The organism is Sphingomonas sp. Leaf412 (assembly GCF_001425405.1).
GTDB lineage: Bacteria > Pseudomonadota > Alphaproteobacteria > Sphingomonadales > Sphingomonadaceae > Sphingomonas.
On the sequence record NZ_LMQP01000002.1, the window covers coordinates 350,545 to 364,248 of the forward strand.

Here is a 13,704-nt window from a genome sequence, read left to right on the forward strand (position 1 = left end):
ACCGCATGAGCGCGATCACGTCGCTGACCGACAAGGACCGCATCTTCACCAACCTGTACGGCTACCAGTCGTGGCGGCTCGACGCCGCGCGGATGCGTGGGGACTGGGACGATACGAAGGCGCTGCTGGCGCTGGGGCAGGATGCGATCATCGACGTCGTAAAGGCGTCGGGGCTGCGCGGTCGTGGCGGGGCGGGGTTTCCGACCGGCACGAAATGGTCGTTCATGCCCAAGGAGCCGAAGCCCGACCGGCCGAACTTCCTGGTCATCAACGCCGACGAATCCGAGCCGGGCAGTTGCAAGGACCGCGAGATCATCCGCCACGATCCGCACAAGCTGATCGAGGGTGCGCTGGTCGCGGGCTTCGCGATGCGCGCGCGGGCGGCGTACATCTACATCCGCGGCGAATATATCCGCGAGGCGGAGACGCTGTTCGCGGCGGTGCAGGAGGCGTATGACGCCGGCCTCGTCGGCAAGAACGCCTGCGGATCGGGCTACGATTTCGACGTGTTCGTCCATCGTGGCGCGGGCGCGTATATCTGCGGCGAAGAGACCGCGATGCTCGAATCGCTGGAGGGCAAGAAGGGGCAGCCGCGGCTGAAGCCCCCGTTCCCGGCGGGCGCGGGCCTGTACGGCTGCCCGACGACGGTGAACAACGTCGAATCGATCGCGGTCGCGCCGACGATCCTGCGACGCGGCGCGGCGTGGTTCTCCAGCTTCGGCGCGGAGAACAACAAGGGCACGAAGCTGTTCCAGATCAGCGGCCACGTCGATCGTCCCACGGTGGTCGAGGAAGCGATGTCGATCACCTTCCGCGAACTGATCGAGAAGCATTGCGGCGGCATCCGCGGCGGGTGGGACAATCTGCTCGCGGTCATTCCGGGCGGATCGTCGGTCCCGCTGGTGCCCGCGCGCGAGATCATCGATTGCCCGATGGACTTCGACGGCCTGAAGGGCGTCGGCTCGGGCCTGGGCACCGCGGCGATCATCGTCATGGACAAGTCCACCGACATCGTCCGTGCGATCAGCCGCATCAGCTATTTCTACAAGCACGAAAGCTGCGGCCAGTGCACGCCGTGCCGCGAGGGCACCGGGTGGATGTGGCGCGTGATGGAGCGGTTGCGCACCGGCGACGCCGAGATCGGCGAGATCGACATGCTGCAACAGGTGACCAAGCAGGTCGAGGGCCATTCGATCTGCGCGCTGGGCGACGCCGCGGCATGGCCGATCCAGGGCCTCATCAAGCATTTCCGCCCCGAGCTGGAACGCCGCATCCACGAGCGCGTCGGCACGCCTGCGGATATGGCCCCGATGCAGGAGGCGGCGGAGTGAGTGTAGAACTGACGAGGTTGCGGCTGCATCGCGAAGGCCCGTTTGCGGGCGAGAGCGAACTCTATAAGCCATCAGTCAACGCTGAAGGGAAGTATCTGTTAGGTAATCCCGCGTTGGGATCGGTCAAGCATCACAAGGCGCACCGTGTCGAAGCAGAAGCAATGTCTGAAGTGGTTGCTCTACTGCGGAAAGGATACTCGCTCTGGATGAAGGGTGGTCTGACCAAGCAGCGAAATCTGATCGCGCCCCAGAATATTGAAGGTTGGCGATAATGCCCAAGCTGAAAGTAGACGGGATCGAGGTCGAGGTGCCCGCGGGCGCGACGGTCCTTCAGGCGTGCGAGATCGCAGGCAAGGAAATTCCGCGCTTCTGCTATCACGAACGCCTGTCGATCGCGGGCAATTGCCGCATGTGCCTGGTCGAGGTGAAGCCCGGCCCGCCCAAGCCGCAGGCGTCGTGCGCCTTGCCCGCGGCGGACAATCAGGAAGTCTTCACCACCACGCCGATGGTGAAGAATGCCCGCGAGGGCATCATGGAATTCCTGCTTATCAACCATCCGCTCGACTGCCCGATCTGCGACCAGGGCGGCGAGTGCGACTTGCAGGACCAGTCGATCGCCTATGGCCGCGGCCATTCGCGCTATGACGAGAACAAGCGCGCGGTGACGGAAAAGTACATGGGGCCGATCGTGAAGACGGTCATGACCCGGTGCATCCAGTGCACGCGCTGCATCCGCTTCGCGGAGGAGGTCGCGGGCGTGGAGGAGATCGGCGCGATCTATCGCGGCGAGAACATGCAGATCACCAGCTATCTGGAAGAGGCGGTCACGTCCGAGCTGTCGGGCAATGTCGTGGACCTGTGTCCGGTCGGCGCGCTGACCAGCAAGCCCTACGCGTTCGAGGCGCGGCCGTGGGAGTTGAAGAAGACGCTGACGATCGACGTCATGGACGGCGTCGGCACCAATATCCGCCTCGACAGCCGCGGGCGGCAGGTGCTGCGCTGCGTGCCGCGCATCAACGACGACGTGAACGAGGAATGGGCGCACGACAAGACGCGCCACGCGATCGACGGCCTCGTCCGGCGGCGGCTCGACAAGCCGTATGTGCGCAAGGGCGGCAAGCTGGTCGCGGCGACATGGGACGAGGCGTTCGACGCCATCGTCGCAGCGGATCACGGCAAGGTGGCGGTGATCGCGGGCGACACGGTCGATTGCGAGACGATGTTCGCGGCGAAGGCGCTTGCGGTCCAGTTCGGCACGCCGGTGCTGGAGGGGCGCCAGACCGGCATGGACTATGATACGTCCAGCCTGGCGGCGGTGAATTTCAACACCACCATCGCGGGCGCGGAGCGGGCCGATGCGATCCTGCTGGTGGGCACCAACCTGCGCTGGGAAGCGCCGCTGGTGAACACGCGCATCCGCAAGGCGATCAAGAAGGGCGCGAAGGTCTTCGCGATCGGGGCGGAGACCGAGCTGACCTACAAGGTCGAGTGGCTCGGCGACGACCTGTCGGTGCTGGGCAACCTGCCCGAGGCGGTGACCGAGGCGTTCGGCAAGGCGGAGCGGCCGATGGTCATCGTCGGCGGCGCGGCGATGAAGGGCGCGCATGGTGCGGCGCTGGCGCTGGCGAGCAGCCTGAACCTCGTGCGCGACGGCTGGAACGGGTTCAACGTCGTCCATATGGTCGCGGCGCGGATGGGCGGGCTGATGCTCGGCTATGCGGCGAAGGGCGGGATCGCCGACGCGCATGATGCGACGGTCGCCTACTTCCTCGGCGCGGACGAGTGCGATTTCGCGAAGTTCGCGGGCTTCAAGGTCTATGTCGGCCACCACGGCGATCGCGGCGCGGCGCATGCCGACGTCGTCCTGCCGGGCGCCAGCTATGCCGAGAAGAGCGGGACGTTCGTCAACATCGAGGGCCGGGTGCAGCGCGGCGAGCGGGCGGTGTTCCCGCCGGGCGACGCGCGCGAGGACTGGACGATCTTCCGCGCGCTGAGCGAGCGGCTGGGCAAGACGTTGCCGTTCGACACCTTGGGCGAGTTGCGCGCCGCGATGGCGCTCGACTGTCCCGATCTGGCGGAGCCGGGCCTGAAGACCTTCGCCTGGAACCCGCCGTCGCTGGATACGGCCGCGTCCGGGCGGATAGAGGGCTATCCGATCAAGGATTTCTACCTGACCAACGCCATCTGCCGCGCGTCGCCGACGATGCAGCGCTGCTCGACCGAGCTGGTCCATGGCGAAGCATTCGCGGAGGCGGCGGAGTGACCGAATTCTTCGCCTCCTACATGCCCTATGGCTGGGCCTGGTTCCTCGCCACGATGGCGGGCATCCTGCTGATCGCGCTGCCGCTGATGCTGGCGGTCGCCATGATAATCTATGCCGATCGCAAGATCTGGGCGGCGATGGCGTTGCGGCGCGGGCCGAACGTGGTCGGGCCGTTCGGGCTGCTGCAATCGTTCGCGGACGGACTGAAGGTCTTCCTCCAGGAAACGATCATTCCGTCGGCGGCGAACCGGGGCCTGTTCCTGCTGGCGCCGATCATCACCTTCACGGTCGCGCTGATCGTCTGGGCGGTGGTGCCGTTCCAGCTCGACGTCGTGCTGGCGGATATCAACGTCGGGCTATTGTACGTGCTCGCCGCGTCGTCGCTGGGCGTGTACGGGATCATCCTGGCGGGCTGGTCGTCCAATTCCAAATATCCGTTCTTCTCCGCGATCCGCGCCGCGGCGCAGATGGTCAGCTACGAGGTGGCGATCGGCTTCGTCCTGATCTCGGTCGTGCTGTGGGCGGGGACGTTCAACCTGTCCGGCATCGTGGAGGCGCAGCGCGCGATCTACAGCTTCCTTCCGGTCAACGGCTTCGGCTTCAATCCCCTACTGTTCCCGATGGCGGTGGTGTTCCTGATCTCGAGCCTAGCGGAGACGCAGCGCGCGCCGTTCGACCTGACCGAGGCGGAGTCGGAGCTGGTCGCCGGGTACCAGACCGAATATTCGTCGATGTCGTTCGCGCTCTACTGGCTGGGCGAATATGCCAACGTGCTGCTGATGTGCACGCTGAACGCGACGTTGTTCTGGGGCGGGTACCTGCCGCCGGTCGACTGGGCGCCGCTGTACGTCGTGCCGGGGATCATCTGGCTGTTCGCGAAGATCCTGTTCTTCTTCTTCGTCTTCAGCTGGATCAAGGCGACGGTGCCGCGGTACCGCTACGACCAGCTGATGCGGCTGGGGTGGAAGGTGTTCTTGCCGCTGTCGCTGTTCTGGGTGTTCCTTGTTTCGGGCGTGCTGATGTTCATGCGCGTGGGGATTTGAGATGAGTATCGCGTCGACGATCAAGGCGTTCACGCTGTGGGAGATCGTGAAGGGTCACGCGCTGACCCTGCGCTATTTCTTCCGCGCGAAGGCGACGATCAACTATCCGTTCGAGAAGAACCCGATCTCGCCCCGCTTCCGCGGCGAACATGCGCTGCGCCGTTATCCCAACGGCGAGGAGCGGTGCATCGCGTGCAAGTTGTGCGAGGCGATCTGTCCCGCGCAGGCGATCACGATCGAGGCCGAGCCGCGCGACGACGGCAGCCGCCGCACGACGCGCTACGACATCGACATGACCAAGTGCATCTATTGCGGGCTGTGCGCGGAGGCGTGCCCGGTCGACGCGGTGGTCGAGGGACCGAACTTCGAATTCGCGACCGAGACGCGCGAGGAACTGATCTACGACAAGGCCAAATTGCTCGACAACGGTGACCGCTGGGAAAGCGCGATCGCGGCGAACCTTGCCGCCGATGCGCCGTACCGGTAGGCGCGCGCCATGATCCAGGCCATCGCCTTCTACATCTTCGCCAGCGTGGTGCTCCTGTCGGGCGCGCTGACGATCGCGTCGCGCAATCCGGTGCATTCGGTGCTGTGGCTGATCCTCGCGTTCTTCAACGCCGCGGGCCTGATGGTCCTCGTCGGCGCGGAGTTCATCGCGATGCTGCTCGTCATCGTGTACGTCGGCGCGGTCGCGGTGCTGTTCCTGTTCGTGGTCATGATGCTGGACATCGACTTCGCCGAACTGCGCGCAGGCTTCGTGCGCTATTTCGGGATCGGCCTGGTCCTCGCGGTCGCGCTGGTGGCGGAGATCATGATCGGCGTCTTTGCGTGGAGCGCGGGCGGGATCGAGCTGTCGCGCCGCGCCGCGCCGATGGATGCGGGCGTGCCCAACATCACCGCGGTCGGATACCTCCTGTACACGCGCTACCTGTTCATCTTCGAGGCGGCGGGCTTCGTCCTGCTGGTGGCGATGATCGGCGCGATCGTGCTGACGCACCGCGAGCGGTCGGGCGCGCACCGGCAGAACATCGGACGCCAGATCGCGCGGCGCCCGCAGGATGCGACGCGCAACATGCAGCCCGGGATCGGGCAGGGAGTGCAATTGTGACGGGCGGCGTCGGTCTCATCCACTATCTGGTCGTGGCGGCGTTGCTGTTCACGATGGGGGTGCTGGGCATCTTCCTCAACCGCAAGAACATCATCGTCATCCTGATGGCGATCGAGCTGATCCTGCTGGCGGTGAACATCAACCTCGTCGCGTTTTCGGCGGCGTTGCAGGACCTCGTCGGACAGGTGTTCGCGATGTTCGTGCTGACCGTGGCGGCGGGCGAGGCCGCGATCGGGCTCGCCATCCTCGTCATCTTCTTCCGCGGCAAGGGCTCGATCTCGGTCGACGATCCCAGCCGGATGAAGGGGTAATCCTTTCGTGACATCGATTCTCTTCATCGTCTTCCTGCCGCTGCTCGCCGCGATCGTCGGCGGGTTCGCGAACAAGTCGTTCGGCGCGACCTTCCCGAAGGTCGTGACCACCGGCGCGCTGTTCGTCGCGTGCGCGCTGTCGTGGCCGATCTTCATCGGCTTCCTGATGGGCGGCAGCGAGGCGAGCGTGACGCCGGTGCTGCATTTCATGACGTCGGGGTCGTTCGACGTGTCGTGGGCGCTGCGCGTCGATGCGCTGACCAGCGTCATGCTGGTCGTCATCACCAGCGTCTCCGCGCTCGTCCACCTGTATAGCTGGGGCTATATGGACGAGGAGCCGGACCAGCCGCGCTTCTTCGCCTATCTGTCGCTGTTCACCTTCGCGATGCTGATGCTGGTCACCGCGGACAACCTGATCCAGATGTTCTTCGGCTGGGAAGGCGTCGGCCTCGCCAGCTACCTGCTGATCGGGTTCTGGTTCCGCAAGCCGTCCGCCAATGCCGCCGCGATCAAGGCGTTCGTCGTCAACCGCGTCGGCGACCTCGGCTTCATGCTGGGCATCTTCGCGACGTATCTGGTGTTCGACACCGTCTCGATCCCCGCGATCCTGGCCGCGGCGCCGGGCATGGCGGGAAGCACGATCGGCTTCCTGGGCTATCGCTTCGACACGATGACGGTCATCTGCCTGCTGCTATTCGTCGGTGCGATGGGCAAGTCAGCGCAGCTGGGCCTGCACACGTGGTTGCCCGACGCGATGGAGGGGCCGACGCCGGTGTCGGCACTGATCCACGCCGCGACGATGGTCACCGCGGGCGTGTTCATGGTGTGCCGCCTGTCGCCGATGTTCGAGACCGCGCCGGTCGCGCTGGGCTTCATCACCTTCATCGGCGCGGCGACGTGCTTCTTCGCCGCGACGGTCGGCACGACGCAGACCGACATCAAGCGCGTCATCGCCTATTCGACCTGTTCGCAGCTAGGTTACATGTTCTTCGCCGCGGGCGTCGGCGCCTATGGCGCGGCGATGTTCCACCTGTTCACGCACGCCTTCTTCAAGGCGCTGCTGTTCCTGGGCGCGGGCAGCGTGATCCACGCGATGCACCACGAGCAGGACATGCGCTATTACGGCGGCCTGCGGAAGGAGATCCCGGTCACCTTCTGGGCGATGCTGCTGGGCACGCTGGCGATCACGGGTGTCGGCATCTACGGCATCGGCGGGTTCGCGGGCTATCACTCCAAGGATGCGATCCTGGAGGCGACATGGGCCGCGGGGCAGCCGGTGGCGTTCTTCACCGGCGTGTTCGCGGCGCTGCTGACCAGTTTCTATTCGTGGCGGCTGATGTTCCTGACCTTCTGGGGAAGCCCGCGCTGGGCGGCGTCGGAGCATATCCAGCATGCGGTGCACGACGCACACGGCCACGGGCATGACGATCACGGGCACGCCGATCATCCGGCAGCGGAGGATGCGGGCCACGCACCCCATGCGCACGATAATGGCGCGGCGGAAACGCCGACCGGCACCGGCGGCTATCATCCGCACGAAAGTCCATGGTCGATGCTGGTCCCGCTGATCGTCCTGTCGATCGGCGCGGTCGCGGCGGGCTTCGTGTTCTTCCATCAGTTCATCGAGGCGGATGCCGGCGAGCACTTCTGGAAAGGCTCGATCGCGTTCGACGAGCATCTGATGCATGCGATGCACGAGGTGCCGTTGCTGGTGAAGCTGTCCGCGACGATCGTGATGCTGACCGGGCTGCTGATCGCCTGGGCCGCGTATATCCGGTCGCCCGGCTTCCCGGCGAAGTTCGCGGACACGTTCCAGCCGATCTACCGCTTCCTGCTCAACAAATGGTATTTCGACGAATTGTACAATTTCCTGTTCGTCCGCCCCGCCTTCGCGATCGGGCGCCTGCTGTGGCACAAGGGGGACGAGGGGACGATCGACCGCTTCGGCCCGAACGGTTCGGCGTGGGTGGTGCAGTGGAGCAGCCGCGTCGCGGGGCGGCTCCAGACGGGTTATGTCTATACCTATGCGTTCGTCATGCTGATCGGGCTCACCGCCGCGGTCACCTGGGCGATCGCGGGTTGAGGTGGGCGAGATGAACGGTTTTCCCATCCTCTCGATCATGCTGCTCGTGCCCGCGCTGGCCGCGGTCGCGTGCCTGTTCCTGTCCGCGAACGCGGCGCGCTGGACCGCGCTGGCGGCGACCCTGGTCGACCTCGCGCTGGGCGTCGTGCTGTGGCTGTCGTTCGACATCGGCGGGGCGCAGTGGCAGTTCACCGAATATGCGCCGCTGTTCGGCAGCTTCGCCTGGGCGCTGGGCATCGACGGCTATGCGCTGCTGCTGATCGCGCTGAGCGTGTTCCTGATGCCGATCTGCATCGGCGCCAGCTGGCAGGCGATCGAGAAGCGCGTGCCGGAATATATGGCGGCGTTCCTGCTGACCGAGGTGCTGATGATCGGCACGTTCGCGGCGCAGGACCTGTTCCTGTTCTACATCTTCTTCGAAGCCGGCCTGATCCCGATGTTCCTCATCATCGGCATCTGGGGCGGCGCGAACCGCATCTACGCGTCGTACAAATTCTTCCTGTACACGCTGCTCGGCTCGCTGCTGATGTTCATCGCGATGCTGTACATGAGCATCACCGCGGGCACCTCCAGCATCCCGGCGCTGATGGCGTACGATTTCCCCGCCGACGTGCAGACGTGGCTGTGGCTCGCCTTCTTCGCCAGCTTCGCGGTGAAGATGCCGATGTGGCCGGTCCACACCTGGTTGCCCGACGCGCACGTGCAGGCGCCGACCGCGGGGTCGGTGATCCTGGCGGGCGTGCTGCTGAAGCTGGGCGGCTACGGTTTCCTGCGCTTCAGCCTGCCGATGTTCCCGGAGGCGTCGGCGCAATTCGTGTGGCTGGTGTTCGGGCTGAGCGCGGTGGCGGTGATCTACACCAGCCTCGTCGCGCTGGTGCAATCGGACATGAAGAAGCTGATCGCCTATTCGTCGGTCGCGCACATGGCGATCGTGACCATCGGCCTGTTCGCGTTCAACGCGCAGGGGATCGAGGGCGCGATGATGGTGATGCTGGGCCACGGCCTGGTATCGGGCGCATTGTTCCTGTGCGTCGGCGTCATCTACGACCGGCTGCACACGCGCGAGATCAGCCGGTACGGCGGCCTCGCGATCAACATGCCGCGCTACGCCCTGCTGTTCCTCCTGTTCACGATGGCGTCGATCGGCCTGCCGGGGACGTCGAACTTCGTCGGCGAATTGCTGGCGCTGATGGGGACGTATCAGGTGTCCACCACGATCGCATTGCTGTGCACGACCGGGATCATCCTGGGCGCCGGCTACATGCTGTACCTGTATCGCCGCGTGGTGTTCGGGGAGATCAAGTCGGACGAGGTCCGCGCAATGCGGGACCTGAACAGCCGCGAATTATGGCTGCTGGCGCCGATCGCGGCGGTGGTGTTGTGGATGGGCGTCTATCCGGAAAGCTTCCTCGCGCCGATGCGCAAGGATACGCAAATGCTGCTCGCCCGCCTCGACCGTGCGAAGCCCGCGGGTGATTCTCTTCCCACGAAGGGCAAGGGCGTCGTTCCCGCCGCCCACGCCGAAGCGCATGGGAGCGCGCACTGATGAATTACGCCGCACAGCTCGCGATGATCCTGCCGGAGGTCGTGCTGGGCCTCGGCGCGCTCGCGCTCATGCTTGTCGCCGCCTGGGGCGGGACCGCCTCGACGAAGGCGGTGTCCTGGGCCGCGGTCGCGGTTCTCGGTGGCGCGTTGATCGCGCTGACCGGTCCGGCGTCCCATGGCGGTGCGGCGTTCGACGGCCTGTATCGCGCCGACGCCTTCGCCGCCTTCGCCAAGGTGCTGATCTACGTCGCCGCGGCGATCGCGATCCTGATGGCGCCCGATTTCTTCCGCCGCACGGCGGGCGACGACCTGCGCCCCGAATATCCCGTGCTGATCCTGCTGTCCGCGATGGGCATGGGCGTGATGGTGTCGGCCGCGGACCTGCTGACCCTGTATGTCGGGCTCGAACTCCAAAGCCTCGCCGCCTACGTCCTCGCCAGCTTCATGCGGCAGGACCAGCGCTCGGCGGAGGCGGGGTTGAAGTATTTCGTCCTCGGCGCGCTCGCGTCGGGCATCCTGCTGTACGGCATCAGCTTCGTCTACGGCTTCACCGGCACGACGCAGTTTGACGAGATCGCGGGCGCCTATGCCGGCGCCTCGCTGAGCGGGGACGCGAAGGACATCGGGCTGCTGTTCGGGCTGGTGTTCGTGTTCGCGGGGCTGGCGTTCAAGATTTCGGCGGTGCCGTTCCACATGTGGACGCCCGACGTGTACGAAGGCGCGCCGACGCCGGTCACCGCCTTCTTCGCCAGCGCGCCGAAGGTCGCGGCGATCGGCCTGTCCCTGCGCGTCGCGATCGATGCGATGGGGCCGGCGGATGACCAGTGGCGGCAGATCGTGATCTTCGCCAGCCTCGCCTCGATCCTGCTCGGCGCGGTCGCCGCGATCGGGCAGACGAACGTCAAGCGACTGCTCGCCTATTCGTCGATCAACAACATCGGCTTCGCATTGGTCGGCCTCGCCGCCGGGACGCCGGAGGGGGTCGCCGCGGTGCTGGCCTATATGGCGATCTACGTCGTGATGACGCTGGGCAGCTTCCTGGTCGTGTTGCAGATGCGCGATGCGGACGGGCAGCCGGTCGAGACGCTGGCCAGCCTGGCGGGCCTGTCGCGCACGCGGCCGGGACTGGCGGCGGCGCTGGCGATGTTCATGTTCAGCCTGGCGGGCATTCCGCCGCTGTTCGGCTTCTACGCCAAGTTCGCGGTGTTCCATGCCGCGGTCCAGGCGGGGCTGTTCCCGCTGGCCGTGATCGGTATCGCGATGAGCGCGATCGGCGCCTATTATTACCTGCGCGTCGTGAAGACGATGTACTTCGACGAACCCGCGGAGGCGTTCGGCCCGGGCGACAAGCTGGAGGGCGGGTTGATCGCGGTCGCGGCGGTCGCGATCTCGCCGGTCGGATATCTGGCGATCCCGCTGCTGACCGCCTGGACGATGGCGGCGGCGCGCGCGCTGTTCTGAGACCTCCGTTCGCCCCGAGCCCTTCGACTGCCTGCCAAGGCAGGCGCTCAGGACAGGCCGTGGCGCATGGCGCCACGGTCGAAGGGAACGCGGACCGCATGTGCTTCAACTTCGCTCAGCACGAACGGGTGGGGTTGTCCTAGGGTGAGCCCCCCCCGCATCCTGACCGTCGCCGAAACCGGCTCCACCAACGCGGACCTTCTGGCGCTAGCGCGCGACGGCAGCGCCGAGGACGGCCTGTGGTTGCGCGCCGAACGCCAGACCGCGGGGCGGGGGCGGCAGGGGCGGGACTGGCAGTCGCCGGCGGGCAATCTGTACGCCAGCACGCTCGTCCGCCTGTCGCCGGGCGATCCGCCCGCGCCGACGCTGGCACTGGTCGCCGCGGTCGCGCTGGACGAGGTCGTCGAACGCCTGCTGCCGTCGCCGCGCGCGGCGAAGCTGCGGGTGAAATGGCCCAACGACCTGCTGATCGACGGCGCGAAGCTGTCGGGCATCCTGCTGGAGCGCAGCGGCGACTGGGTCGTCGTCGGCATCGGGGTCAACGTCGCGCATCACCCCGCGCTGGCGGACCGCGCGACGACCAGCCTGGTCGCGGAGGGCGTGGCGATCGATGCCGCGACGCTGGCCGCGCGGTTGGCCGAGATGCTGGCCGCGTGGCTGCACCTGTGGCGCGACGACGGCCTGTCGCCCGTCACCGCCCGCTGGCGGGAGCGCGCGCATCCGCCCGGCACCCCGTTGGTCGCGCGTCTTCCCGACGGGGAGTGCGTGGAGGGGCGGTTCGACACGCTGGGCGACGACGGCGCGCTACGGTTGCGCTTGGCCGGGGGCGCGACCCGTGTCATCCACGCCGCCGACGTGTTCCTGGTCTGAAGGGAAGAAGCCCATGCTGCTCGCGATCGATGCCGGGAATACCAATGTCGTGTTCGCGCTGGTGGCCGACGGCGGCGGCGCGCGCGAGATCAAGGCGCGCTGGCGGATCGCGACCGACCCGCGTCGCACCGCGGACGAATATGCGGTGTGGCTGAACCAGCTGCTCCAGCTGGAGGGCTACACCCGCGACGATGTCGACGCGGTCATCATCTCCACCGTCGTGCCGCGCGCGCTCCACAACCTGGAGGTGCTGAGCCAGAAGTATTTCCGCACCGACGCGTTGATCGCCGGGCGTGCGCCGATTGAATGGGGCGTGTCGATCGATGTCGACGAGCCCGCCTCGCTGGGCGCGGACCGGGCAGTGAACACGATCGCGGCGCATGCGCTGCATCCCGGCGACCTGATCGTCATCGATTTCGGCACCGCGACTACGCTGGATTTGTCGGACTATTCGGGCGCGTACAAGGGCGGGATCATCGCGCCGGGCATCAACCTGTCGCTCGACGCGCTGGTCATGGCCGCGGCGAAGCTGCCGCGCATCGCGATCGAGGCGCCCGCGACCGGCTCCGTCATCGGTCGCAATACCGTCGACCAGATGAACATCGGAATCTACTGGGGCTATATCGCGATGATCGAGGGCCTCGTCGCGCGCATGAAAGCGGAGGTCGGGCGGCCGGTGAAGGTCGTCGCCACCGGCGGCCTGGCCACCCTTTTCGAACAGCATACGCGCGTTTTCGACGCGATCGAGCCCGACCTGACCATTCAGGGGCTGGCGATCATGTACGAGCGCGCCCATATCACCGCCTGAGATTTCGCGCCGCTTGGCGCCTGCCGTCGCGCCAGCTGCGCGCCACCCAAACGAATTGCACAAGGGATAGAATGACCCCCAGGAACAACGAACTCATCTTCTGCGCCCTCGGCGGCTCGGGAGAGATCGGCATGAACGTCACGCTGTACGGCCATGCCGGCAAGTGGCTGATGATCGATTGCGGCGTGACCTTCGCCGACGGCGCCTATCCGGGCATCGACCTGATCCTGCCCGACCTTCGCTTCATCGAGGAGCGGGGCGAGGACCTCGTCGGCATCGTCATCACGCACGGGCACGAGGATCATATCGGCGCGCTGCCGTACCTGGCCGAGGACCTGGGCGTGCCGTTGTACGCCACGCCGTTCACCGCGGGCCTGATCCGGGGCAAGCTGGAAGAGGAGCGGATCGAGGACCGCGTGAAGCTGAAGCTGGTCGCGGCGGGCAAGCCGTTCAAGGTCGGCCCCTTCACGCTGGAGATGGTGCCGCTGTCGCATTCGATCCCGGAGGCGAACGGCCTGCTGATCGAATGTCCGTCCGCGCGCGTGTTCCACACCGGCGACTGGAAGCTGGACGACAATCCCGTCATCGGGAAGCCCGTCGACGCGAAGCTGATGCAGTCGATCGGCGATCGCGGCGTGGACGTGCTGGTGTGCGATTCCACCAATGTCTTCAACCTGGAGGCGTCGGGCAGCGAGGCGAGCGTCTACGACGGCATCCTGGAGACGGTCCACAAGGCGAAGGGGCGCGTGGTGGTGACCACGTTCGCGTCGAACGCGGCGCGTCTGTCGACGCTTGGGCGCGTGGCGAAGGAGACGGGGCGCGCGATCTGCGTCACCGGGCGCTCGCTGGACCGCATCCTGCGCGTCGCGCGCGCGACGGGG

The 13,704-nt window shown here is 66.4% G+C and carries 13 protein-coding genes; all 13 read left to right on the forward strand.

Annotated features, from left to right (window positions below; translation table 11 throughout):
- Nucleotides 1-5: 5 nt before the first annotated feature.
- Entirely contained in the window at nucleotides 6-1,331 is a 1,326-nt protein-coding gene (nuoF, locus tag ASG29_RS06135) for an NADH-quinone oxidoreductase subunit NuoF (RefSeq protein WP_055981718.1), read from the forward strand.
- Nucleotides 1,328-1,603 (forward strand): hypothetical protein, encoded by a 276-nt coding sequence (locus tag ASG29_RS16645; RefSeq protein WP_200932376.1) that lies wholly within the window; start codon nucleotides 1,328-1,330, stop codon nucleotides 1,601-1,603. The genes nuoF and ASG29_RS16645 overlap by 4 nt, the downstream gene beginning before the upstream one ends.
- Complete coding sequence (nuoG, locus tag ASG29_RS06140) at nucleotides 1,603-3,594, forward strand: NADH-quinone oxidoreductase subunit NuoG (RefSeq protein ID WP_055981721.1); 1,992 nt, start codon at nucleotides 1,603-1,605, stop codon at nucleotides 3,592-3,594. The genes ASG29_RS16645 and nuoG overlap by 1 nt, the downstream gene beginning before the upstream one ends.
- A 20-nt stretch (nucleotides 3,595-3,614) precedes the next feature.
- Nucleotides 3,615-4,637: an NADH-quinone oxidoreductase subunit NuoH gene (gene nuoH, locus ASG29_RS06145; protein ID WP_414884286.1), complete on the forward strand. Its 1,023-nt coding sequence runs from the start codon at nucleotides 3,615-3,617 to the stop codon at nucleotides 4,635-4,637.
- A gap of 1 nt (nucleotide 4,638) precedes the next feature.
- Entirely contained in the window at nucleotides 4,639-5,124 is a 486-nt protein-coding gene (gene nuoI, locus ASG29_RS06150; protein WP_055981724.1) for an NADH-quinone oxidoreductase subunit NuoI, read from the forward strand.
- A 9-nt stretch (nucleotides 5,125-5,133) separates the two neighbouring features.
- A complete protein-coding gene (locus ASG29_RS06155; protein ID WP_055981726.1) occupies nucleotides 5,134-5,745 on the forward strand; it encodes an NADH-quinone oxidoreductase subunit J in 612 nt (203 codons plus the stop codon).
- Nucleotides 5,742-6,056, forward strand: a complete 315-nt coding sequence (gene nuoK / locus ASG29_RS06160) for an NADH-quinone oxidoreductase subunit NuoK (protein ID WP_268796210.1) — start codon at nucleotides 5,742-5,744, stop codon at nucleotides 6,054-6,056. Before ASG29_RS06155 ends, nuoK begins: the two co-directional genes overlap by 4 nt.
- A gap of 7 nt (nucleotides 6,057-6,063) precedes the next feature.
- On the forward strand, nucleotides 6,064-8,139 hold the full coding sequence (gene nuoL, locus ASG29_RS06165) for an NADH-quinone oxidoreductase subunit L (RefSeq protein ID WP_055981728.1): 2,076 nt from the start codon (nucleotides 6,064-6,066) through the stop codon (nucleotides 8,137-8,139).
- Nucleotides 8,140-8,149: 10 nt separating this feature from the next.
- Nucleotides 8,150-9,685 carry an NADH-quinone oxidoreductase subunit M gene (locus tag ASG29_RS06170; RefSeq protein ID WP_055982327.1) on the forward strand — a complete coding sequence of 512 codons (1,536 nt, stop codon included), beginning with the start codon at nucleotides 8,150-8,152 and terminating at the stop codon, nucleotides 9,683-9,685.
- Nucleotides 9,685-11,145, forward strand: coding sequence for an NADH-quinone oxidoreductase subunit NuoN (gene nuoN, locus ASG29_RS06175; RefSeq protein ID WP_055981731.1), 1,461 nt, complete (start codon nucleotides 9,685-9,687; stop codon nucleotides 11,143-11,145). Before ASG29_RS06170 ends, nuoN begins: the two co-directional genes overlap by 1 nt.
- A gap of 144 nt (nucleotides 11,146-11,289) precedes the next feature.
- Nucleotides 11,290-12,015, forward strand: a complete 726-nt coding sequence (locus ASG29_RS06180; protein ID WP_235532797.1) for a biotin--[acetyl-CoA-carboxylase] ligase — start codon at nucleotides 11,290-11,292, stop codon at nucleotides 12,013-12,015.
- Nucleotides 12,016-12,028: 13 nt separating this feature from the next.
- Complete coding sequence (locus ASG29_RS06185; RefSeq protein ID WP_055981734.1) at nucleotides 12,029-12,823, forward strand: type III pantothenate kinase; 795 nt, start codon at nucleotides 12,029-12,031, stop codon at nucleotides 12,821-12,823.
- A 71-nt stretch (nucleotides 12,824-12,894) separates the two neighbouring features.
- A partial coding sequence (locus tag ASG29_RS17435; protein ID WP_235532798.1) for a ribonuclease J occupies nucleotides 12,895-13,704 on the forward strand: 810 nt, incomplete at its 3' end.

Coding starts and splice junctions, on each gene's coding strand:
- nuoF (WP_055981718.1), top strand. CDS start 6: ATGAGCGCGATCACGTCGCTGACCGACAAGGACCGCATCTTCACCAAC.
- nuoI (WP_055981724.1), top strand. CDS start 4,639: ATGAGTATCGCGTCGACGATCAAGGCGTTCACGCTGTGGGAGATCGTG.
- ASG29_RS06170 (WP_055982327.1), top strand. CDS start 8,150: ATGAACGGTTTTCCCATCCTCTCGATCATGCTGCTCGTGCCCGCGCTG.
- nuoG (WP_055981721.1), top strand. CDS start 1,603: ATGCCCAAGCTGAAAGTAGACGGGATCGAGGTCGAGGTGCCCGCGGGC.
- nuoN (WP_055981731.1), top strand. CDS start 9,685: ATGAATTACGCCGCACAGCTCGCGATGATCCTGCCGGAGGTCGTGCTG.
- nuoH (WP_414884286.1), top strand. CDS start 3,615: ATGCCCTATGGCTGGGCCTGGTTCCTCGCCACGATGGCGGGCATCCTG.
- ASG29_RS06185 (WP_055981734.1), top strand. CDS start 12,029: ATGCTGCTCGCGATCGATGCCGGGAATACCAATGTCGTGTTCGCGCTG.
- ASG29_RS06155 (WP_055981726.1), top strand. CDS start 5,134: ATGATCCAGGCCATCGCCTTCTACATCTTCGCCAGCGTGGTGCTCCTG.